This window comes from Streptomyces sp. NPDC021225, assembly GCF_044332865.1.
In the GTDB taxonomy this organism is placed as follows: domain Bacteria; phylum Actinomycetota; class Actinomycetes; order Streptomycetales; family Streptomycetaceae; genus Streptomyces.
Window position 1 is genome coordinate 1,292,705 of sequence record NZ_JBIRPV010000001.1, and the last position, 19,820, is coordinate 1,312,524.

Sequence of the window (19,820 nt, forward strand, 5' to 3'; positions counted from 1 at the left end):
CGCGGCGGCCCCGTGGTTCGGTTCATGTGTCCTCTCGATCTTCCGTCGCGATGTCGAGAATGCCGAGGAACGCGGTTGCCGCCGGTGTGCGGCCGGAGTGGCTCCAGATGACGTACTCGACGCGGTCCGGAGCGTCGGTGACCTCGATGGTGGTGACGCCGCTGAGCTGAGGCGCGTACGCGGCGGGGAGCATGGCCACGGCGAGGCCAGGCCCGACGAGCCGGGCGATGTAGTCGGCGGCGGTCACCTCGAAGGCGACGTCACGGACGAGGCCGGCGGCGGAGAAGGCCTGGTCGGTCTGGGCCCGTCCGGCCGTTCCGGCGGGCAGGTCCACGAACACCTCCGAGGAGAGCCGGCGAAGGTCGACGGCCGGTTCGGCGGCGAGCGGATGGTCCGGCGCGACCACCGCGATGAGCCGGCCGCGGGCGAGTTCGTGGGCGGCGACGCCCTGGGGCCGCGCCGTGGTCGGCAGCCCGAGGAACGCCACGTCGATGGACCCTTGCCTGACCTGCTCGACCAGGTCGTCGCTCGCGCCCACCCGCAGGTTGATGCGCACCTGCGGGTACCGGCCGCGGAAGTCGCGCAGCGCCTCCGGGATGTCGGCCGCGGTGACGGTGGGGATCAGGCCCACGGCGAGCCGCCCGCGTACCTCGCCGACTGCCGCGGCGACCTCGGCGGCCGCGCGTTCGGCGGCGCCCAGACACTGGCGGGCGGCGGGCAGGAACGCCTCACCGGCCGGCGTCAGCCGCACCCGGCGGCTGGTGCGTTCGAAGAGTCTCGCGCCGAGTTCCCGTTCCAGGCGGGCGATTTGGTGGCTGAGGGCGGACTGCACGACCAGGCACCGCTCGGCGGCCCGGGTGAAGCTGTTCGTCTCGGCGACGGCGACGACGTAACGCATCTGCTGGAGCTCCATGGATCCATCTTGAATCGAGATCGATGAAGTGACAAACATGTGTTGGACTCATCGATCGTGCCGCGGTGAGACTGCGAAGCATGACAAGCCGAGACCTGCCCCGCACCGCGCTGACGGCGCTCGCTCCCGCGGTGTGGGGCACGACCTACATCGTCACCACCGAACTCCTTCCGCCGGGACACCCCCTGTTCGCGGGGCTCCTGCGCGCGTTGCCCGCCGGTCTGATCGCGCTGGCGTTCACCCGGACGCTGCCGCGCGGAGCCTGGTGGGGGAAGGCCGCGGCGCTCGGCGTGCTGAACATCGGACTGTTCCTCCCGCTGCTGTTCATCGCGGCCGAGCGGCTGCCGGGAGGCGTCGCCGCCACGTTGTCGGCTGCCCAGCCGCTCATCGTCGCCGTCCTGGCGGTGCCCGTGCTCCACGAGCGCCTCTCCGCCCGGCGCCTGTTCTGGGGTGTGACGGGCGTCGTCGGGGTCGGCCTGGTGGTGATCGGGCCGAACGCGGCGCTCGACACCGTCGGGATCGTCGCCGGCCTCGCCGGCGCGGCCACGATGGCCCTCGGCGTGACGCTCACCAAGCGCTGGGGACGCCCCGAAGGGGTCAGCCCCCTCGCCTTCACCGGCTGGCAACTCACCGCCGGAGGGCTGTTCCTGGCGCCCCTCACCTTCCTCGCCGAGGGAGCGCCTCCCGCGATCGACCTGACCGCCGCCCTCGGCTATCTGTGGCTGGGGCTGGTCGGCGGTCTGCTCACCTTCGTCCTGTGGTTCCAGGGCATCGCCACCCTGCCGGTCACCTCGGTCGCGGTCCTCGGCCTGCTCTCGCCGCTGGTCGCCGCCACGCTCGGCGCCGCCCTGCTCGGTCAGACCCTCGGCCCGGTCCAGCTCGTGGGGTTCGGCCTCGCCCTCGCCGCGATCGTCGCGGGGCAGCTTCCCGCGCCCACTCGCTCAACTGACGCTGTTTCAACACCCGTATCGGAAAGGATCTCTCGATGAAGATCGCTGTTGTCGGAGCCGCGGGCATGGTCGGCTCACGCGTGATCGACGAAGCCGCGCGCCGGGGCCATGACCTCGTCGCGGTGTTCCGGAGCGGACGGCCGGCCGCCCTGCCGGCCGGAGTGACCGCCGTCGAGGGCGACGCGCACGACGTCGGCCGGATGAGCGCACTGTTCGACGGCGCCGACGCGGTCGTGGCCGCGACCCGTCCCGCCCCCGGGCACGAACACACCGCCGTCCCGACCACGACGGCGCTGCTCGACGCGGCCGCGAAGGCCGGGAAGCGTATCCTCGTCGTCGGCGGCGCCGCTCCCCTGCGGCTCCCGGGGAGCCCCGACCGGCTCGTCGTCGACAGCCCGGAGTACGTGCCGGAGCCGTACCGCGCCATCGCCGCCGCCAGCCACGCGCAGCTGGACGCCTGCCGAGCGCACCCGGCCGACTGGGTCTATCTCAGCCCGCCGGCCGTCCTCGAACCCGGACACCGCACCGGAACGTACCGACGCGGCACCACCACGCTCATCGCCACAGCCGACGGCACGTCCCGGATCTCGGCCGAAGACCTCGCCGTGGCGGTCCTCGACGAGCTCGAGAACCCGGGGGAGGACCAACACTTCACGGTTGGTTACTAGGCCCGGCGGGGCTCAGCCGCGGAGGGGGAGGGCCTGGCCGGCCACGATCAGGAGGACCTGTTCGCACTCCGCGGCGAACGCCGCGTTCAGACGGCCGAGTTCATCGCGGAAGCGGCGCCCCGACGCGGTGGCCGGGACCACGCCGGAGCCCACCTCGTTGCTGACCGCCACCACCGTGCGGGTGGTGGCCCGGAGGGCGGCGATCAGGGCGTCGACGCGTTCGTGGAGGGCGCGCCTGCCGCCGTGGGCCCAGGTGTCGTCGTCCCAGGCGCCGACGGAGTCCATCGCGTCGGTGAGCCACAGCGCGAGGCAGTCGATCAGCAGCGGCCCGCCGTCCTGGGCGAGCAGCGGTGGCAGGTCGCAGGTCTCGGTGGTGCGCCAGGAGCCGGGTCGGCGCTCGCGGTGGGCGGCGATGCGCGCGGCCCAGTCGGGGTCGCCGTCGCGGGTGCCGCCGGTGGCCACGTAGAGGACATCAGGGCGCGCCGCGAGCCGCCGTTCGGCCTCCAGGGACTTGCCGGAGCGCGCGCCGCCCAGGACGAGCGTACGGCGCGGCAGGTCCGGCACCGCGTGGTACTCCCCGACGACGACCGTCTCCCCGTCCGGCACGGCCCGTGCGCCCGCGGCCGCGAGCCGGCGGTGCAGCTCGGGGCCGGGCGGGACGGTGTGGTCGAGGTGGACGGCGAGGACGTCCGTGGTCGGGCCGACCGCCCCCGTGGCGCGGAGCTGGGCCAGCGCGCCGGGGCGGCCGAGGACGTCGAGCAGCACCATGTCGTAGGGCTCGGCGGGGCCGTTCAGGCCGGCGAGGGCCGCGCCGGGCGGGAGATAGAGGAGGCGGGTGGAGTCGGGGCCGGTGACCTCGTAGCCGGTGCCGGGGGAGTCCAGGGGGAGGGCGCGTACCCGGTGGCCGCTGATGAGGGCCAACTCGCGGCCGTCCGGGACCCGGCCCGGCGCGGGCAGCCCGGCGGGGAACTCGACGGCCGGGCCCTCGTGGGGGTGCGAGAGGAGCACCTGCACGACGCCGGTCAGGGAGTATCCGGCGCGCGCGGCGGCGAAGGCCGCGCCCGGGGTGAGGTCGAGCAGCAGCGCGCCGTCGATCAGCAGTGCGGTCGCGGCCCGCGCCTCGTCGCCCACGGCGGCGGCGCAGGCCGCGCAGGGGCAGCCGTGGCGGGGCAGTCCGTCGGGGGCGCCGGTGCCCAGGAGAGTGAGTTCCACGCCCTGATCGTCTCGCGCCCTGATGCGGCGGGCGCGCTCAGGTCACCCCGTCGGGAGTGATCAGTCCCCTAGTCTGCGGGGCAGACATGATGTGACCGGCGGGATGGAGGAGGCGGACATGGTGTGGACATGGCGGTTCGAGAAGTCCGACGGTACGGAGACGAAGCCCGCGGTGCAGCCCGATGAGTTCACGACACAGGGGGACGCGGAGTCGTGGATCGGGGAGGAGTGGAGAGCCCTGCTGGAGGGAGGGGCGGAGCAGGTGACCCTGTTCGAGGACGAGTCCAAGATCTACGGGCCGATGAGTCTGCGGGCCGAGTAGGGGTGAGGTGAGGGTGCGCGGCTGACTCAGCCGCGCACCCCGCACAGGTGGAGGAGCGCGGCGACCGCGCGGTAGGGGTCGGTACGGCCGGCCCGGTCCTCCGCGGCGAGCAGCCGGTCCCAGTCGTCCGGGGCCGGGGCCGGGGCGTCGTCGGAAGCCAGGTCGGTGAAGACCCGCACGCCGTACCAGGTGTGCAGCGGTGCGCCGATCGCGGTGAGCGTGGTGGTCAGCGTCTCGCGCCGGTCGGCGCGGGCGGACAGGCCGATGCGGTTGGTGTAGACGGGGGAGTCGAACGCGGCGAGCGCGGTGTCCCAGTCCCCGGAGAGCCCCGGCCGCAGCGCCAGCGCGTCGGCGTTGCGCACTACGAGCGAGAGCAGGCCGCCGGGCGCCAGGACCCGGGCCAGGGCGGCGAGCATCGGGTCTGGCTCGGGCACGTACATCAGCACGCCGTGACACAGGACGACATCGAAGGCGCCCGGCAGGAAGTGCGCGCCGGTGTCGCGGCCGTCGCCCTCGATGAGGCGCACTCGCTCCTGGATGCCCGCGGGCTCCTTCGACAGGGCATCGCGGACCGCGTCCAGCATCGCCGGGTCGGACTCGAGCCCGGTGATCTCGTGGCCCGCCCGGGCCAGCCGCAGGGCCTGGGTGCCCTGGCCGAGGCCGACGTCGAGCACGCGCAGCCGGCGGCCCACCGGGAAGTGGGCCGCGAGCCGCTCGTCGAGCTGACGGGCGACCAGCGCCTGCCGGACGGTGTTCCGCAAGCCCCCGAGGCCGCTCAGCCAGCTGTCGGCCCCGCCGGTGAAACCGGACCCGCTCAGGGCCGCTGTCCGCGCTTGACCTGCGGCTTGGGCAGCCGGAGTCGGCGCATCTGGAGCGTGCGCATCAGCGCGTAGGGCACCGCGCCGCGCAGACTCTCATCCGGGAACCGCTTGCGCAGCTGACGCTTCAGCTGGAAGGAGAGGACGATCGAGTTGACGACGATCAGGAGGATGACCAGCATCCAGAGCAGCAGCACATAGGTCTGCATGGCACCGGCCTGGATCATGCTGAGCACCAGGATCACCACGGCCAGCGGCAGGAAGAACTCCGCGACGTGGAAGCGGGAGTCCACGTAGTCGCGGATGAAGCGCCGCACCGGACCCTTGTCACGGGCCGGAAGATAGCGCTCGTCGCCACCGGCCAGCGCCTCGCGCTGGCGCGCCAGGTCGGCTCGGCGGGACTCGCGCTGGCGCCGCGAGGCGTCCTTGCGGCTCATCTGCGAGTTCGCCAGGCTGCGGCGCTGCGACTGGGCCTCGCTGCGCTTGGGAGTCGGGCGGCCCTTGGGAGCCTGCGGGTCACGGGTCTGCTGCGGCTGGTCCGCGATCACCTTGGCGGTGGCGGCCTGCTCGTCCTTTGAACGGCTACGGAACACAAAGCCCAAGGGTACGGGTTTGCGGGTGTGGGCCCCAGCCCCAGGGGGAACGATCCGGCAACGGCGGTCCACTCCTCCCACTCCTCCTTGCGCCGGAGGCGCCGGGGGAGTCGATCGTCCTGGAGGAGGAGCGCGAGCGGGTCGGAACAGTGCGGTAATGGATGCAGGGCCCGTAGGCTGGGTCTGTTGGATGTGCTGGAGCCGGTAGTCCGTAGTCCGTCAGAAGGGGGCGCGCGAGGCCCATGAGCGGTGTCATGAAGCGTATGGGGATGATCTTCCGCGCGAAGGCCAACAAGGCCCTGGACCGGGCCGAGGACCCGCGCGAGACCCTTGACTACTCGTACCAGAAGCAGCTGGAGCTGCTTCAGAAGGTGCGGCGCGGCGTCGCCGACGTGGCCACGTCCCGCAAGCGCCTGGAGCTCCAGCTCAACCAGTTGCAGGGGCAGTCCGCCAAGCTCCAGGACCAGGGGCGCAAGGCGCTCGCGCTGGGCCGCGAGGACCTGGCGCGCGAGGCGCTCTCCCGCCGTGCCGCGCTCCAGCAGCAGGTCACCGACCTGGAGACCCAGCACCAGACGCTCCAGGGCGAGGAGGAGAAGCTGACGCTCGCCGCGCAGCGGCTCCAGGCCAAGGTGGACGCCTTCCGTACGAAGAAGGAGACCATCAAGGCCACCTACACCGCGGCCCAGGCGCAGACCCGGATCGGCGAGGCGTTCTCCGGCATCTCCGAGGAGATGGGCGACGTCGGCATGGCGATCCAGCGTGCCGAGGACAAGACGGCGCAGCTTCAGGCCCGGGCCGGCGCCCTCGACGAGCTGCTGGCATCCGGCGCGCTCGACGACCCCTCCGGCATGGCGAAGGACGACATCGCCGCGGAGCTGGACCGGATCTCCGGCGGCTCGGACGTGGAGCTGGAGCTTCAGCGGATGAAGGCCGAGCTGGCGGGCGGCGCCCCGCAGCAGGCCATCGAGAGCGGGGAGAAGAAGCAGGAGCAGGAGCAGCCCCGCCACAATCTGGACAAGTAAGTCCACCCGGCCCCGAAGGAGGTCGTCATGATCGTACGGATCATGGGGGAGGGGCAGGTGCGGGTGGACGACGGCCACCTGACCGAGCTGAACAAGCTCGACGACGAGCTGCTCGCCGAGGTGCAGAGCGGCGACGAGGACGGCTTCCGGCGTACGCTCGCCGCGCTGCTGGGCTCGGTGCGCTCGCTGGGCGAGCCGCTGCCCGATGACGCGCTGGAGCCGTCGGAGCTGATCCTGCCGGCCTCCGACGCGACGCTCCTGGAGGTCCAGGCCATGCTCAGGGACGACGGCCTCATCCCGGGCTGAGGCCGGCCCGCGGGGTGCAGCGCTTACCGTTGGGTGTCGTGACTCCCCTCGCCGTCGGGCCGGGTCTGGCCCGCCCGTACCGCTGGCTGTGCGCGCACCCGCACGCTCTGGACACGCTGCTGGCCGTGTTCACCTTCGCGCTGATCCTGATCGGCGCGGCGGCCAGCCCGCACACCGGACGCCATCCGATCGGCCCGCTGTTCGTGCTGCTGGCCGCGCTGGCCGGCGCCGCGCTGGTGCTGCGCCGACGGTTCCCGATCGGCGTCCTCGGCTTCACCGGCGCGATCACCATGGTGGAGATCGTCACCTCCCAGGACGGGCCGCCCCGCACCTCGATCGTCTTCGGCGCCGTGGTGGCCCTGTGCACCGTCGCCGCCGGCACCGACCGGCCCACCACGCTGCGGGTCGGCCTCGCCACCGTCGCCCTGCTCACCGGGGCCGCGATGCTCTTCGGGGTGCACCCCTGGTACGCCCAGGAGAACTTCGCCGTCCTCGCCTGGACCGGTCTCGCCGCCGCGGCCGGTGACGCGGTGCGCAGCCGCCGCGCCTATATCGCGGCCATCGAGGAGCGGGCGGTGCGGGCCGAGCGGACCCGCGAGGAGGAGGCCCGCCGCCGGGTCGCCGAGGAGCGGCTGCGCATCGCCCGTGAGCTGCACGATGTGGTCGCCCACCACATCGCGCTGGTCAACGTCCAGGCCGGGGTCGCGTCCCACGTGATGGACAGCCGCCCGGACCAGGCCAAGCAGGCGCTCGCGCATGTACGGGAGGCCAGCCGCTCGGCGCTGGACGAGCTGCGCGCCACCGTCGGGCTGCTGCGGCAGTACGGCGACCCGGCCGCGCCCACCGAGCCGGCCCCCGGGCTGGCGGTGCTGGACCAGCTCGTCGAGGGGTTCGTCCGGGCCGGGCTGCGGGTGGAGGTGGAGGCGGTGTCCCGGGACGGGCTCGGCCCGCTCGCGGCCTCCGCGGACCTCACCGCGTACCGGATCGTCCAGGAGGCCCTGACCAATGTGCACAAGCACGCCGGGCCGGACGCCAAGGCGCAGGTCCGGATCGTGCGCACCTCGGCCGTGCTGCTGATCACCGTCGACGACGACGGTCCCTGCGCCGAGGAGCTGCCCGCGGCGGAGGAGCCCGGCGGCGGACACGGGCTGATCGGGATGCGGGAGCGGGTCGCCGCGCTGGGCGGCAGCTGCGAGGCGGGACCCCGGCCGCAGGGCGGCTTCCGGGTCCGGGCGAGACTGCCCTTGCAGGCGCGGACGGGGGAGTCGCGTCAACGAGGCGGAGTACGGGGAACAGGGGGCGAAGGGGTCTCATGACGATCAAGGTGCTGCTGGCCGACGACCAGGCGCTGCTGCGCAGCGCGTTCCGGGTGCTGGTGGACTCCGAGCCGGATATGGAGGTGGTCGGCGAGGCATCGGACGGCGCGGAGGCCGTGGAGATCGCCCGCGACCGCGGCGCCGATGTGGTGCTGATGGACATCCGGATGCCCGGCACGGACGGGCTGACCGCCACCCGCATGATCAGCGAGGACCCGCGGCTCGAGGACGTCCGGGTGGTGATGCTGACGACCTTCGAGGTGGACGAGTACGTCGTGGAGTCGCTGCGGGCGGGTGCGAGCGGCTTTCTGGGCAAGGGCGCCGAGCCCGATGAGCTGCTGGCCGCGATCCGGATCGCGGCGGCGGGGGAGGCGCTGCTGTCCCCGGCCGCCACCAAGGGGCTGATCGCCAAGTTCCTGGCGCAGAGCGGCTCGCGGGACGGGGAGGCGGGCGCGTATGACGCGGCGCGGCTGGACGCGCTGACCGGGCGGGAGCGGGAGGTGCTGGTGCAGGTCGCGGGCGGGCTGTCCAACGACGAGATCGCGGCACGGCTCGAGGTCAGCCCGCTCACGGTCAAGACGCATGTGAACCGCGCGATGGCCAAGCTCGGCGCCCGCGACCGGGCCCAGCTGGTGGTGATCTCGTACGAGACGGGGCTGGTGCGGCCCCGGGCGTGAGCCTCGACGAGGGACAGCCTCGACGAGGGACAAGGGACAACGGACAAGGGCCCGGGGCTTGTCACCCCGGGCCCTTGTGCCTTGTGCGCACTACGGCAGCGCGAGCATGCGCTCCAGGGCGAGCTTGGCGTAGGCCTCGGTCTCCTTGTCGACCTGGATTCGGTTGACGACCTTGCCGGCCGCCAGCGACTCCAGGGACCAGACCAGGTGCGGCAGGTCGATCCGGTTCATGGTGGAGCAGAAGCACACCGTGCGGTCGAGGAAGACGATCTCCTTGTCCTCACTGGCGAAACGATTCGCCAGTCGTCGGACAAGGTTCAGCTCGGTGCCGATCGCCCACTTCGACCCGGCCGGCGCGGCCTCCAGGGTCTTGATGATGTGCTCGGTCGAGCCCACGTGGTCGGCGGCCGCCACGACCTCGTGCTTGCACTCGGGGTGCACCAGGACATTGACGCCCGGGACGCGCTCGCGGACCTCGTTGACCGAGTCCAGCGAGAAGCGGCCGTGCACCGAGCAGTGGCCGCGCCACAGGATCATCTTGGCGGCGCGCAGCTCGTCGGCGGTCAGGCCGCCGTTCGGCTTGTGCGGGTTGTAGACCACGCAGTCGTCGAGGGACAGGCCCATCTCGCGCACCGCGGTGTTGCGCCCCAGGTGCTGATCGGGCAGGAACAGCACTTTGTTCTGCCGGGGCTCCCCCTGCTCGAAGGCCCAGTCCAGCGCCCGCTTCGCGTTGGAGGAGGTGCAGATGGTGCCGCCGTGCCTGCCGGTGAACGCCTTGATGTCGGCGGAGGAGTTCATATACGAGACGGGCACCGTGGCGCCCGCGACCCCGGCCTCGGTCAGCACGTCCCAGCACTCGGCGACCTGCTCGGCGGTGGCCATGTCGGCCATCGAGCAGCCCGCCGCGAGGTCGGGGAGGATGACCTGCTGGCTGTCGCCGGTGAGGATGTCGGCGGACTCCGCCATGAAGTGGACACCACAGAAGACGATGTACTCGGCGTCCGGCCGGGCGGCCGCGTCGCGGGCCAGCTTGAAGGAGTCCCCGGTGACATCGGCGAACTCGATGACCTCATCGCGCTGGTAGTGGTGGCCCAGCACGAACACCCGGTCGCCGAGCTCGGCCTTGGCCGCGCGGGCGCGCGCCACCAGGTCCGGGTCGGAGGGCGCGGGCAGGTCGCCGGGGCACTCCACACCGCGCTCGCTCCTGGGGTCGGCCTCCCGGCCGAGGAGGAGCAGGGCCAGCGGTGTCGGCTGGACGTCGAGGGGCTGGGCGGTGGTCACGTCACGCACCCTTCTTTCTTCACGGGGACCCTTAATCGTCAAAATGACGCTATCTATCATATCCGCTTCATGTCACTTTGACGATGGCCATCGCGTCGATGTGACGCATTCCGGAGCGCCGCCCGCGTGTGCGAGCATGAACAGCGCGGGAGAAAAGCGCCCACCCCCGGAATGAATCCGGGACGCCGTTGGTTGAGCCGACGGCAAGCAGTCCGTACGACCCGGGAGAGAAGCAGATGACCGTTCAGGACGAGACCACCGCGAGCGAGGGCATCATCCTGTCCGACGCCGCCGCGTCGAAGGTCAAGGGCCTGCTGGAGCAGGAGGGCCGCGATGATCTCGCGCTGCGCGTCGCCGTCCAGCCCGGCGGCTGCTCCGGCCTGCGCTACCAGCTCTTCTTCGACGAGCGCTCCCTCGACGGCGATGTCGTCAAGGACTTCGGCGGGGTCAAGGTCGTGACCGACCGCATGAGCGCCCCGTATCTGAACGGCGCCTCGATCGACTTCGTCGACACCATCGAGAAGCAGGGCTTCACCATCGACAACCCGAACGCCACGGGCTCCTGCGCCTGCGGCGACTCCTTCAGCTGAGCTGCCTTTTCGGGAGCGGCGAACAGACGCCGAAGGGGCGGCCCGGCCGGGCCGCCCCTTCGGCGTTGCGCGTCCGAGCGCGGCGTGAGCCTACGTCCGCTTGGGCACGGCCTGGCCGGTCCTGGCGTCCACGACCTTGCGGTCGCCCAGCGGCTTGTCCAGCTCGACCTTCTTCTCGATCAGCTTGGCGATGAGGATGCAGGGTCGGCCCGGGTGCAGCCGCTTGCCCTTGATCTCCAGCTTCACCTGCGACGCCGACTCCTCGGCCGAGACCGAGTACGACTCGCACACCCCGCCCCAGAAGCGCACCGTCAGGGTCTTGCCGGACACGCTGTACGAGGTGATGTCGTCGACCCGGCTGCTGCCGGTCCCCGTGGACGGGGCGCTGCCGGAGGACTTCCCCTTGATGAACTTCGGGTCGACCGCGGGGTAGCTGACCGTGTTCCCCGACGGCCCGGCCTGGAAGAGCCAGGACGGCACCAGCGCCCGCCGCCCGTCCACCGAGCGCGCCGCGAGGACCAGGGTCGCCTTGTGTACCGGGACCTCGGCGGCCTTGGCGCCCTTCTCGGCCTTCTCGGGTTCCTCGGGCTTCTCGGCCTTCTGCGGCTCCGCGGGCCCGCTGTCGCCGCCCTTGTCGAGGCCCTTGTTGAGCCCCTTGATCGCCTCGGCCGCGCCGATCAGCGGATAGGTGTCGTCCTTCTCGGGCTTCGCCAGCAGACCGGCGCCGCCGACCAGCTGTCCGTCGGCGCCCACCTGCACACTCGTCTGCCAGCCGTGCGTCGGCAGATCGTCCAGCACCGGGTCCGCCTTCACCACCCGCACCGCGCCGTAGAGCTGGGTCGAGTCCAGCTTCGCGCCGTCCAGTCCCAGCGCCTCCAGCACCGGCTGGGCCGCGCGCTCCGCCTTGCGCTCCGAGACGGCCGAGTCGCTCTCGGACCCTTTGGCCCCCTTGGACTCCTTGGAGCCCTCGGGTCCGGAGGCTCCGTCGCGGTACGCGGGGCAGCTCTTGGAGTCCCCCTTCGCGTCGGAGGACTGCGGGTCCGAGCCGGTGTCCGGCACCTCCACACACGAGGTGCCGCCGGGCGACCCGTACGCCGTGTACGACCAGCCGCCCGGCGCCTTCCGGCTCACCCGGAGCACCGGGCCCATCGCGTCCTTGGCGCCCCCGACCTGCCAGACGCCGTGGTCCACGCGCGGGCTACCCGACACGTCCAGGGCCTTGGCCAGCCGCGCCACCTCGGCCTTGGTGACTTCGTCGCCCGCCCGATATACCGCCGCCGAGTCGGGTCCCTCGGGCAGCTTGCCCACGGCCTTGTACCGCTGGCCGTACGGATTCGGCTCGCCGGGCGCGACGCCCGGCCGGCCGGCGGATCCGTATCCGTCCAGCGCGAGCGGCTCGGGCGAGCCGTCCTTCTGCGCGGCGCCCGGGTCCTGCGTACCGCCGCCCGCGGCGGTCGAGGCCCAGTACGCCCCACCGCCACCGGCGACCAGCACCGCCGCCGCCACCGAGGCGACGGCCAGTGGCGAACGGCGCCGCGGCCGGGGATCCTCGCTCTCGGGGGTCTTGGGGGTGTCGGTGTCGTCGGTGCTCACCGTTTCGCTCCTTCGGCTCCGCTCAAGCTGTACCGTCCCACCCCTTACAAGGGGGACGTCGCTGAGACGGAGCCAAGTGGCACGTGGTTCCTCCAGGCGCCGTAACGGCCACCGTATGCATCGTGCAGGCGGTAAGGAAAGGGCTACTATCGGGGGGTTTCATCCGTTCGTACGGGGGTGACGGAGCCGATAGCGTAAGGCGTCCGTTTTCCTCCTTCGTCCGCAGGAGCAGACCAGCCGTGCGTATCGCAGTCACCGGCTCCATCGCCACCGACCATCTGATGACCTTCCCCGGCCGCTTCGCCGACCAGCTGGTCGCCGATCAGCTGCACACGGTCTCCCTCTCCTTCCTGGTGGACGACCTCGACATCCGCCGCGGCGGCGTCGGCCCCAACATCTGCTACGGCATGGGCGTCCTCGGGCTGCGCCCGATCCTGGTCGGGGCGGCGGGCAAGGACTTCACGGACTACCGGGCCTGGCTGGACCGCCACGGCGTGGACACCGAGTCCGTGCATATCTCCGAGGTTCTGCACACCGCGCGCTTCGTGTGCACCACCGACGCCGACCACAACCAGCTCGCGTCCTTCTACACCGGCGCGATGAGCGAGGCCCGCCAGATCGAGCTCCAGCCCGTCGCCGACCGGGTCGGCGGGCTCGACCTCGTCCTCATCAGCGCGGACGACCCGGAGGCGATGGTCCGTCACACCGAGGAGTGCCGCACGCGCTCCATCCCCTTCGCGGCCGACCCCTCGCAGCAGCTCGCGCGGATGGGCGGCGACGACATCCGGCTGCTCGTCGAGGGCGCGGCCTATCTGTTCACCAATGAGTACGAGGCCGCGCTGATCGAGACCAAGACCGGCTGGTCGGCGGACGAGATCCTGGCCAAGGTCGGCACCCGCGTCACCACGCTGGGCGCGCAGGGCGTGCGGATCGACCGCGCCGGCGAGCAGCCGATCGTCGTCGGCTGCCCGGAGGAGGAGGCGAAGGTGGACCCGACGGGCGTCGGCGACGCCTTCCGCGCGGGCTTCCTCGCCGGGCTCGCCTGGGACCTCTCCCTCGAGCGCGCGGCCCAGGTCGGCTGCATGCTCGCCACACTGGTCATCGAGACCCTCGGCCCGCAGGAGTACGAGCTGCGGCGCGGTCACTTCACGGAGCGCTTCGCCAAGGCGTACGGCCAGGAGGCGGCCTCCGAGATCCAGCCCCACATGGGCGGCTGAGGCGGGGCTTTCCCCTACCCGCCCCTTCCCACAGCCGGGGCTCCGCCCCGGACCCCGGTCCTCAAGCGTCGGACGGGCCGGCCAGCCCGTCCGGCGCTTGAGGACTGGGGCGCCTACGCGCGGCGCCGGACGCGGTAGGCCGTGCCGCGCTCGGCCGGGCGTTCCCCCACGTACTCGTGGCCGCGCATCGCGCACCACGCCGGGATGTCCAGCCGGGCGGCCTCGTCGTCCGCGAGCACCGTGACGAGGCCGCCGACCGGGACCTCCCCGATGACCTTGGCCAGCTCGATGACCGGGATCGGGCAGAGCTTGCCGAGCGAGTCGACCACCAGCTCCGCCTCTTCGCCGCCGCCCGCGGGGCCCGCGGGCCCCGCGACACCTGAGCCGGCCGTGGCCGCTTCCTCCCGCCGCGGCGCGCCCAACTGGCCGCGCACCCGGCTCACCAGGTCCGGCAGCAGGGCGAGGAAGCGCTCCACGTCCTCCTCGCGCGTCCCCAGGGGCAGCGAGACGCGGACGTTGCCCTCGGACAGCACGCCCATCGCGCGCAGCACATGGCTCGGCGTCAGGGTGCTCGAGGTGCACGAGGAGCCGGAGGAGACGGAGAAGCCCGCGCGGTCCAGCTCGTGCAGCAGCGTCTCCCCGTCGACATAGAGACACGAGAAGGTGACCAGATGGGGCAGCCGCCGCTCCGGGTCGCCGACCACCTCGACGTCGGGGATCAGCCGAGGCACCCGGGCGCGGATCCGGTCCACCAGCTCCCGCAGCCGCTCCGCCTCCGCGGCGGCCTCCTCCCGTACGGCACGCAGCGAGGCCGCGGCCGCGACGACGGCCGGGATGTTCTCGAAGCCGGGGGCGCGGCCCGACTCGCGTTCGTCGGCCGGGCCGTGGGCCGCGAAGCGCACGCCCTTGCGGACGGCCAGCAGCCCGACGCCCGGCGGGCCGCCCCACTTGTGGGCGCTCGCGGTCAGCAGCGACCAGTCGCCCGCGACCGCGCCCCAGGCCAGCGACTGCGCGGCGTCGACCAGCAGCGGCACGTCCGCCGCCCGGCACTCCTGCGCGGCCTCGGCCACCGGCTGCCGCGTCCCCACCTCGTGATTGGCGGACTGGAGACAGGCCAGGGCGGTCGGGCCGGGGGCGTCGCGCAGGGCGGCGGCGTACGCGCCGGGCGCGACCCGGCCGGCGCCGTCCACCGGCACCTCGGCGACCGTGCCGCCGCCCGCCTGGTGCGCGGCCGCGGCGTGCAGCACCGCGGAGTGCTCGACGGCGGAGACGACCAGATGGCGGCCGGCCCGGCGGCGGCCCGCGAGCGCTCCGGCGATCCCGTCGTGCAGCGCGCGGGTACCCGAAGGGGTGAAAGTGAGTTCGTCGGGGCGGCAGCCGACGGCCTCGGCCGCCGCCTCCCGCGCGGCGTCCAACAGCAGCCGGGCGCGCCGCCCCTCGCGGTAGAGGCGGGCCGGGTCGGCCCAGCCCTCGTCGAGCGCGGCGAGCAGCGCCTGGCGGGCGACGGGGTGCAGCGGGGCGGACGAAGCGGCGTCGAAATATGGCACATACAGAACGCTAGTCCCCGTCTGCGGAAGTATCTGCTCCGCCTCTTGAAAGCCGCTTCGAACGGGTTCCTCCACCTCTTCGGGGAGCCCCCCGGCGCGTTGGGCACCCTCCCCGCGCGGCCCTAAATGGCGTCCAGTAGGGTTTGGTCCGCATAAACATCCAAACCCCTGCCCGCACCGGGGCGGCGACCGACCTGAGAGACGGCCGCGGCCGTGCGGGCGAGACTCTCGGGAAGGCGCTACGTGAGTCCCAACGGCTCCGACCGCTCGTCGCGGCGCCCGGTGCGGCGGAAGCTGCTGCAGGCGCTGGCCGCGGGCTTGGTCCTGGCGACCGCCACCGGTTGCACATCCAAGGACTTCCCCCGCCTCGGAATGCCCAAGCCGGTCACGGAAGAGGCGCCACGGATCCTCTCCCTGTGGCAGGGCTCGTGGGCGGCTGCGCTCGCCACGGGCGTGCTGGTCTGGGGGCTGATCCTGTGGGCGGTCATCTTCCACCGCCGCAGCAGGACCAAGATCGAGGTTCCCGCGCAGACCCGGTACAACATGCCCATCGAGGCGCTGTACACCGTGGTCCCGATCATCATCGTCTCGGTGTTGTTCTACTTCACCGCGCGCGATGAGAACGCGCTCCTGAAGACCTCCAAGAAGCCCGACCACGTGATCAACGTGGTGGGCTACCAGTGGAGCTGGGGCTTCAACTACATGGAGAACGTGGACGGCAACCTGTCCACGCCCGCGAAGACCCCCAAGGAAGTCGCCTCGATCCCGGACCGCATGCTCGCGGCCGTGCCCAAGGGCGCGGAGGGCGTGTACGAGGCGGGCACCCCGGGCGAGTGGACAAAGGACAACCCCAGCCCCGGCCCCACCCTGTGGCTGCCGAAGGGTGAGAAGGTCCAGTTCATCCTGACCTCCCGTGACGTCATCCACTCGTTCTGGGTGGTCCCCTTCCTGATGAAGATGGACGTCATCCCGGGGCACACCAACCGCTTCGAGGTGACTCCGAACAAGGAGGGCATCTTCATGGGCAAGTGCGCCGAGCTGTGCGGCCAGGACCACTCGCGGATGCTCTTCAACGTCAAGGTCGTCTCTCCCAAGGAGTACCGAGACCACCTGACGGACCTGGCAGAGAAGGGCCAGACCGGCTACATCCCGGCGGGCATTGAGCAGACGGACGCTGCCAGGAACGCGGAGACCAAGAACCGATGAGCATCCTCAACGAACCTCAGGGTGCCGCCGCAGCCGCCGCGGAAGCGGACGAGCTGCCGGTGCGCCGTAAGCAACCAGGGAACGTCGTCGTCAAGTGGTTGACCACCACTGACCACAAGACGATCGGAACGCTCTACCTCGTCACGTCGTTCGCGTTCTTCTGCATCGGCGGACTTCTGGCGCTGTTCATGCGCGCCGAGCTGGCCCGCCCCGGCACGCAGCTGATGTCGAACGAGCAGTTCAACCAGGCGTTCACCATGCATGGCACGATCATGCTGCTGATGTTCGCCACGCCGCTGTTCGCGGGCTTCGCGAACTGGATCATGCCGCTTCAGATCGGCGCGCCCGACGTGGCGTTCCCGCGGCTGAACATGTTCGCCTACTGGCTGTACCTGTTCGGCTCGCTGATCGCGGTCGCCGGGTTCCTCACCCCGCAGGGCGCCGCCGACTTCGGCTGGTTCGCGTACTCGCCGCTGTCGGACGCGGTCCGCTCGCCGGGTGTGGGCGCCGACATGTGGATCATGGGTCTGGCCTTCTCCGGCTTCGGCACGATCCTCGGCTCGGTCAACTTCATCACCACCATCATCTGCATGCGCGCTCCGGGCATGACGATGTTCCGTATGCCGATCTTCACCTGGAACGTGCTGCTCACCGGTGTGCTGGTGCTGCTGGCCTTCCCGGTGCTGGCCGCCGCGCTGTTCGCCCTGGAGGCGGACCGTAAATTCGGGGCGCATATCTTCGACGCGGCCAATGGCGGCGCATTGCTCTGGCAGCACCTCTTCTGGTTCTTCGGCCATCCAGAGGTGTACATCATCGCGCTGCCGTTCTTCGGAATTGTGTCCGAGATCATTCCGGTCTTCTCGCGCAAGCCGATGTTCGGTTACATCTCCCTGATCGGCGCGACCATCTCGATCGCGGGCCTTTCGGTGACGGTGTGGGCGCACCATATGTACGTCACGGGCGGCGTGCTGTTGCCGTTCTTCTCGTTCATGACATTCCTGATCGCGGTGCCGACCGGTATCAAGTTCTTCAACTGGCTCGGCACCATGTGGAAGGGGTCGCTGAGCTTCGAGACCCCGATGCTGTGGACGATCGGCTTCCTGATCACCTTCACCTTCGGTGGTCTGACCGGTGTCATCCTGGCCTCGCCGCCGATGGACTTCCACGTCTCGGACTCGTACTTCGTGGTGGCCCACTTCCACTACGTGGTCTTCGGTACGGTCGTCTTCGCGATGTTCGCCGGGTTCCACTTCTGGTGGCCCAAGTTCACCGGCAAGATGCTGGACGAGCGCCTGGGCAAGATCACCTTCTGGACGCTGTTCATCGGCTTCCACGGCACGTTCCTGGTCCAGCACTGGCTCGGTGCCGAGGGCATGCCGCGCCGGTACGCCGACTACCTGGCGGCCGACGGCTTCACCACGCTGAACACCATCTCGACCATCAGCTCGTTCCTGCTCGGTCTGTCGATCCTGCCGTTCTTCTACAACGTCTGGAAGACCGCCAAGTACGGCAAGAAGGTCGAGGTCGACGACCCGTGGGGCTACGGCCGCTCGCTGGAGTGGGCGACCTCCTGCCCGCCGCCGCGGCACAACTTCATCACCCTGCCCCGCATCCGCTCCGAATCCCCGGCGTTCGACCTGCACCACCCGGAGATCGCGGCGCTCGACCAGCTCGAGAACTACGGGGCCGTCTCGTCCGATGACAAGGCCCTCGCAGGTGGCAAGGAGGCCGGCAAGTGAAGGTCCAAGGCCGGATGTTCATCTGGCTCTCCGTCTTCATCCTCATCATGGCGATCGTCTATGGGGTGTGGTCGAAGGAGCCCGCCGGCACCACCGCGCTCTTCCTGGCCTTCGGGCTGAGCGTGATGATCGGCTACTACCTCGCCTTCACCGCCCGCCGGGTGGACATCGGGGCGCAGGACAACAAGGACGCCGATGTCGCCGACGACGCCGGTGAGATGGGCTTCTTCTCCCCGCACAGCTGGCAGCCGCTCTCCCTGGCCGTCGGTGGCGCCCTGGCCTTCATGGGCGTGATCTTCGGCTGGTGGCTGCTGTACTTCTCGACCCCGATCATCCTGATCGGCCTCTTCGGCTGGGTGTTCGAGTACTACCGCGGCGAGAACCAGAACCAGTGACCGACAGGCCACCGGGGTCCCGCTGAGCCGGGGCCCGAGCGGGGCCCGGACACCTTCTCCAGGTGTCCGGGCCCCGCTGCGTCGTTTCCCCGTGCCGTGTTCCCCCGTTCCGTCAGGACCCGGTTCACCCGACTGCCTCATTCCACGAGCCGTCCGGAACCGGGCTTTCTAGCTTGTGACCATGAGCCACACACCTCGATCACCTCGATCCCGGACGGTGCTCGGCTGCGCTCTGCTGCTGGCACCCCTGATAGCGACAGGGCTCACCGGATGCGGCGGCCCTTCCTCGGACCCGCTGGCGGCCAAACCGTACGACGCGGCCGACCAGGTCGCCTTCAGCGGCGTCAGCGAGTCCCGCAAGACGGACCCCGACAAGCCACTCGAGGTCACGGCCAAGGGCGACGACAGCCGCCTCACCGACGTCACGGCCACCGACTCCGCGGGCCGCTATGTACGCGGCGAGCTGACGCCCGACGGCAAGCGCTGGCGCAGCACCGTGCCGCTGGCCGCGGGCACCCACTACACGCTGCGGGTGAGCACCGAGGACTCCGGCGGGGCACCAGGGCGCCGCACCATCGGCTTCGACACCTCGAAGGCAAAGAGCAGGCTGAAGGTCACCTTCGGCCCCGAGGCAGGCACCTACGGCGTCGGACAGCCCATCACGGCGAAGCTCAGCGCGCCCGTCAAGGACGCCTCGGCGCGGGCCGTCGTGGAGCGCGCACTGAAGGTGGACTCACAGCCCGCGGTGGACGGCGTCTGGCACTGGGTGGACGACCGGAACCTGCACTACCGCCCGCGTGACTACTGGCCCGCGCACGCCACGATCGACGTGCACGCCAACCTCAAGGGCATCAGGGTCGCAAGCGGCATCTACGGCGCGGAATCCAAGCCGCTGCGGCTGACCACCGGCGACCGCGTCGAGGCCATCACCGACTCCGGCACCCACCAGATGACGGTGCTGAGGAACGGCCAGGCGATCCGCACCATCCCCATCACCACCGGCATGCCCGGCTTCGACACCCGCAACGGCATCAAGGTGATCCTCGCCAAGGAGTCCTCCGTGCGGATGACCGGCGCCAGCATCGGCCTCGGCAACTCCTACGACCTGCTGGTCCACTGGGCTGCCCGGGTGACCTGGAGCGGCGAGTACGTCCACGCCGCGCCCTGGTCCACCGGCTCGCAGGGCGCGGCCAACGTCAGCCACGGCTGCACCGGTATGAGCAACGAGAACGCGCGCTGGTTCTTCGACACCGTGCGCCTCGGCGACATCGTCAAGGTCGTCAACAGCCGCGGAGCGATGATGACGGCGTTCGACAACGGCTTCGGCGACTGGAACATGGGCTGGGACAAGTGGCGCGCGGGCAGTGCCGTGGTCACCGCACCGCCCGACGGCAGCGCCCCGGCCGAGTCGGCCAGGCTCCGTCCCCAGGTGTGACGGGTGGCAGCCGACCCGGT

General features: G+C 71.3%; 20 protein-coding genes. 13 read left to right on the plus strand and 7 right to left on the minus strand.

What is annotated here, in order from left to right:
* Positions 1-22: 22 nt before the first annotated feature.
* Positions 23-913 (minus strand): LysR family transcriptional regulator, encoded by an 891-nt coding sequence (locus ACH4S9_RS05935; RefSeq protein WP_311724655.1) that lies wholly within the window; start codon positions 911-913, stop codon positions 23-25.
* Between the two features lie 80 nt (positions 914-993).
* On the opposite strand from ACH4S9_RS05935, the gene ACH4S9_RS05940 reads away from it, so the two are divergent.
* Positions 994-1,902, plus strand: a complete 909-nt coding sequence (locus ACH4S9_RS05940) for an EamA family transporter (protein WP_385347905.1) — start codon at positions 994-996, stop codon at positions 1,900-1,902.
* Complete coding sequence (locus tag ACH4S9_RS05945; RefSeq protein ID WP_398370071.1) at positions 1,899-2,531, plus strand: NAD(P)-dependent oxidoreductase; 633 nt, start codon at positions 1,899-1,901, stop codon at positions 2,529-2,531. Before ACH4S9_RS05940 ends, ACH4S9_RS05945 begins: the two co-directional genes overlap by 4 nt.
* 12 nt (positions 2,532-2,543) lie before the next feature.
* On the opposite strand, the gene ACH4S9_RS05950 is transcribed toward ACH4S9_RS05945, so the two are convergent.
* Positions 2,544-3,743, minus strand: coding sequence for a bifunctional adenosylcobinamide kinase/adenosylcobinamide-phosphate guanylyltransferase (locus ACH4S9_RS05950; RefSeq protein ID WP_311724658.1), 1,200 nt, complete (start codon positions 3,741-3,743; stop codon positions 2,544-2,546).
* A gap of 118 nt (positions 3,744-3,861) precedes the next feature.
* Between ACH4S9_RS05950 and ACH4S9_RS05955 the strand changes: the two genes are divergently transcribed.
* Complete coding sequence (locus ACH4S9_RS05955; protein ID WP_311724659.1) at positions 3,862-4,065, plus strand: hypothetical protein; 204 nt, start codon at positions 3,862-3,864, stop codon at positions 4,063-4,065.
* A gap of 26 nt (positions 4,066-4,091) precedes the next feature.
* Here ACH4S9_RS05955 and ACH4S9_RS05960 read toward each other — a convergent pair whose 3' ends face one another.
* Together ACH4S9_RS05960 and ACH4S9_RS05965 are read right to left on the minus strand one after the other, a co-directional pair.
* Positions 4,092-4,826, minus strand: coding sequence for a class I SAM-dependent methyltransferase (locus ACH4S9_RS05960; RefSeq protein WP_311724660.1), 735 nt, complete (start codon positions 4,824-4,826; stop codon positions 4,092-4,094).
* Positions 4,827-4,879: 53 nt separating this feature from the next.
* Complete coding sequence (locus ACH4S9_RS05965; RefSeq protein ID WP_311724661.1) at positions 4,880-5,476, minus strand: DUF3043 domain-containing protein; 597 nt, start codon at positions 5,474-5,476, stop codon at positions 4,880-4,882.
* A 254-nt stretch (positions 5,477-5,730) separates the two neighbouring features.
* On the opposite strand from ACH4S9_RS05965, the gene ACH4S9_RS05970 reads away from it, so the two are divergent.
* The 4 genes from ACH4S9_RS05970 to ACH4S9_RS05985 are packed head-to-tail and all read left to right on the plus strand — an operon-like array spanning position 5,731 to position 8,797.
* Positions 5,731-6,498 (plus strand): PspA/IM30 family protein, encoded by a 768-nt coding sequence (locus ACH4S9_RS05970; protein ID WP_311724662.1) that lies wholly within the window; start codon positions 5,731-5,733, stop codon positions 6,496-6,498.
* Between the two features lie 27 nt (positions 6,499-6,525).
* Positions 6,526-6,804, plus strand: a complete 279-nt coding sequence (locus tag ACH4S9_RS05975; protein WP_385347917.1) for a hypothetical protein — start codon at positions 6,526-6,528, stop codon at positions 6,802-6,804.
* A gap of 29 nt (positions 6,805-6,833) precedes the next feature.
* Positions 6,834-8,120 carry a sensor histidine kinase gene (locus ACH4S9_RS05980; RefSeq protein WP_398370076.1) on the plus strand — a complete coding sequence of 429 codons (1,287 nt, stop codon included), beginning with the start codon at positions 6,834-6,836 and terminating at the stop codon, positions 8,118-8,120.
* Entirely contained in the window at positions 8,117-8,797 is a 681-nt protein-coding gene (locus tag ACH4S9_RS05985) for a response regulator transcription factor (RefSeq protein WP_352131716.1), read from the plus strand. The genes ACH4S9_RS05980 and ACH4S9_RS05985 overlap by 4 nt, the downstream gene beginning before the upstream one ends.
* A gap of 90 nt (positions 8,798-8,887) precedes the next feature.
* Here the strand turns inward: ACH4S9_RS05985 and nadA are convergent, their stop codons facing one another.
* Entirely contained in the window at positions 8,888-10,078 is a 1,191-nt protein-coding gene (gene nadA / locus ACH4S9_RS05990; protein WP_358848918.1) for a quinolinate synthase NadA, read from the minus strand.
* 236 nt (positions 10,079-10,314) lie between these two features.
* Between nadA and ACH4S9_RS05995 the strand changes: the two genes are divergently transcribed.
* Positions 10,315-10,668 carry an iron-sulfur cluster assembly accessory protein gene (locus tag ACH4S9_RS05995; RefSeq protein ID WP_311724667.1) on the plus strand — a complete coding sequence of 118 codons (354 nt, stop codon included), beginning with the start codon at positions 10,315-10,317 and terminating at the stop codon, positions 10,666-10,668.
* A 90-nt stretch (positions 10,669-10,758) separates the two neighbouring features.
* Here ACH4S9_RS05995 and ACH4S9_RS06000 read toward each other — a convergent pair whose 3' ends face one another.
* Entirely contained in the window at positions 10,759-12,261 is a 1,503-nt protein-coding gene (locus ACH4S9_RS06000) for a hypothetical protein (RefSeq protein ID WP_398370079.1), read from the minus strand.
* A gap of 239 nt (positions 12,262-12,500) precedes the next feature.
* Here ACH4S9_RS06000 and ACH4S9_RS06005 point away from each other — a divergent pair, with 239 nt between their 5' ends.
* The gene (locus tag ACH4S9_RS06005) at positions 12,501-13,478 is read left to right on the plus strand and encodes a carbohydrate kinase family protein (RefSeq protein WP_398370081.1); all 978 of its coding nucleotides are present in this window, start codon (positions 12,501-12,503) and stop codon (positions 13,476-13,478) included.
* Positions 13,479-13,591: 113 nt separating this feature from the next.
* Here ACH4S9_RS06005 and ACH4S9_RS06010 read toward each other — a convergent pair whose 3' ends face one another.
* The gene (locus tag ACH4S9_RS06010) at positions 13,592-15,025 is read right to left on the minus strand and encodes a cysteine desulfurase/sulfurtransferase TusA family protein (RefSeq protein WP_398370083.1); all 1,434 of its coding nucleotides are present in this window, start codon (positions 15,023-15,025) and stop codon (positions 13,592-13,594) included.
* 243 nt (positions 15,026-15,268) lie between these two features.
* Between ACH4S9_RS06010 and coxB the strand changes: the two genes are divergently transcribed.
* From coxB to ACH4S9_RS06030, 4 genes are all read left to right on the plus strand, one after another.
* Positions 15,269-16,231 (plus strand): cytochrome c oxidase subunit II, encoded by a 963-nt coding sequence (gene coxB / locus ACH4S9_RS06015; protein ID WP_385347928.1) that lies wholly within the window; start codon positions 15,269-15,271, stop codon positions 16,229-16,231.
* Complete coding sequence (gene ctaD / locus ACH4S9_RS06020) at positions 16,228-17,970, plus strand: cytochrome c oxidase subunit I (protein ID WP_311724674.1); 1,743 nt, start codon at positions 16,228-16,230, stop codon at positions 17,968-17,970. The genes coxB and ctaD overlap by 4 nt, the downstream gene beginning before the upstream one ends.
* Positions 17,967-18,365 (plus strand): cytochrome c oxidase subunit 4, encoded by a 399-nt coding sequence (locus ACH4S9_RS06025; protein ID WP_311724675.1) that lies wholly within the window; start codon positions 17,967-17,969, stop codon positions 18,363-18,365. Before ctaD ends, ACH4S9_RS06025 begins: the two co-directional genes overlap by 4 nt.
* Before the next feature lie 181 nt (positions 18,366-18,546).
* Positions 18,547-19,800: an Ig-like domain-containing protein gene (locus tag ACH4S9_RS06030; RefSeq protein ID WP_398370086.1), complete on the plus strand. Its 1,254-nt coding sequence runs from the start codon at positions 18,547-18,549 to the stop codon at positions 19,798-19,800.
* The last annotated feature ends 20 nt before the right edge of the window (positions 19,801-19,820 follow it).

Bases quoted from the DNA above. Each gene is read 5' to 3' on its own strand.
- ACH4S9_RS05955 (WP_311724659.1), top strand. From the start codon at position 3,862: ATGGTGTGGACATGGCGGTTCGAGAAGTCCGACGGTACGGAGACGAAG.
- ACH4S9_RS05940 (WP_385347905.1), top strand. From the start codon at position 994: ATGACAAGCCGAGACCTGCCCCGCACCGCGCTGACGGCGCTCGCTCCC.
- ACH4S9_RS05945 (WP_398370071.1), top strand. From the start codon at position 1,899: ATGAAGATCGCTGTTGTCGGAGCCGCGGGCATGGTCGGCTCACGCGTG.
- ACH4S9_RS05970 (WP_311724662.1), top strand. From the start codon at position 5,731: ATGAAGCGTATGGGGATGATCTTCCGCGCGAAGGCCAACAAGGCCCTG.
- ACH4S9_RS05985 (WP_352131716.1), top strand. From the start codon at position 8,117: ATGACGATCAAGGTGCTGCTGGCCGACGACCAGGCGCTGCTGCGCAGC.
- ACH4S9_RS05935 (WP_311724655.1), bottom strand. From the start codon at position 913: ATGGAGCTCCAGCAGATGCGTTACGTCGTCGCCGTCGCCGAGACGAAC.
- ACH4S9_RS05975 (WP_385347917.1), top strand. From the start codon at position 6,526: ATGATCGTACGGATCATGGGGGAGGGGCAGGTGCGGGTGGACGACGGC.
- ACH4S9_RS06030 (WP_398370086.1), top strand. From the start codon at position 18,547: ATGAGCCACACACCTCGATCACCTCGATCCCGGACGGTGCTCGGCTGC.
- ctaD (WP_311724674.1), top strand. From the start codon at position 16,228: ATGAGCATCCTCAACGAACCTCAGGGTGCCGCCGCAGCCGCCGCGGAA.
- ACH4S9_RS05995 (WP_311724667.1), top strand. From the start codon at position 10,315: ATGACCGTTCAGGACGAGACCACCGCGAGCGAGGGCATCATCCTGTCC.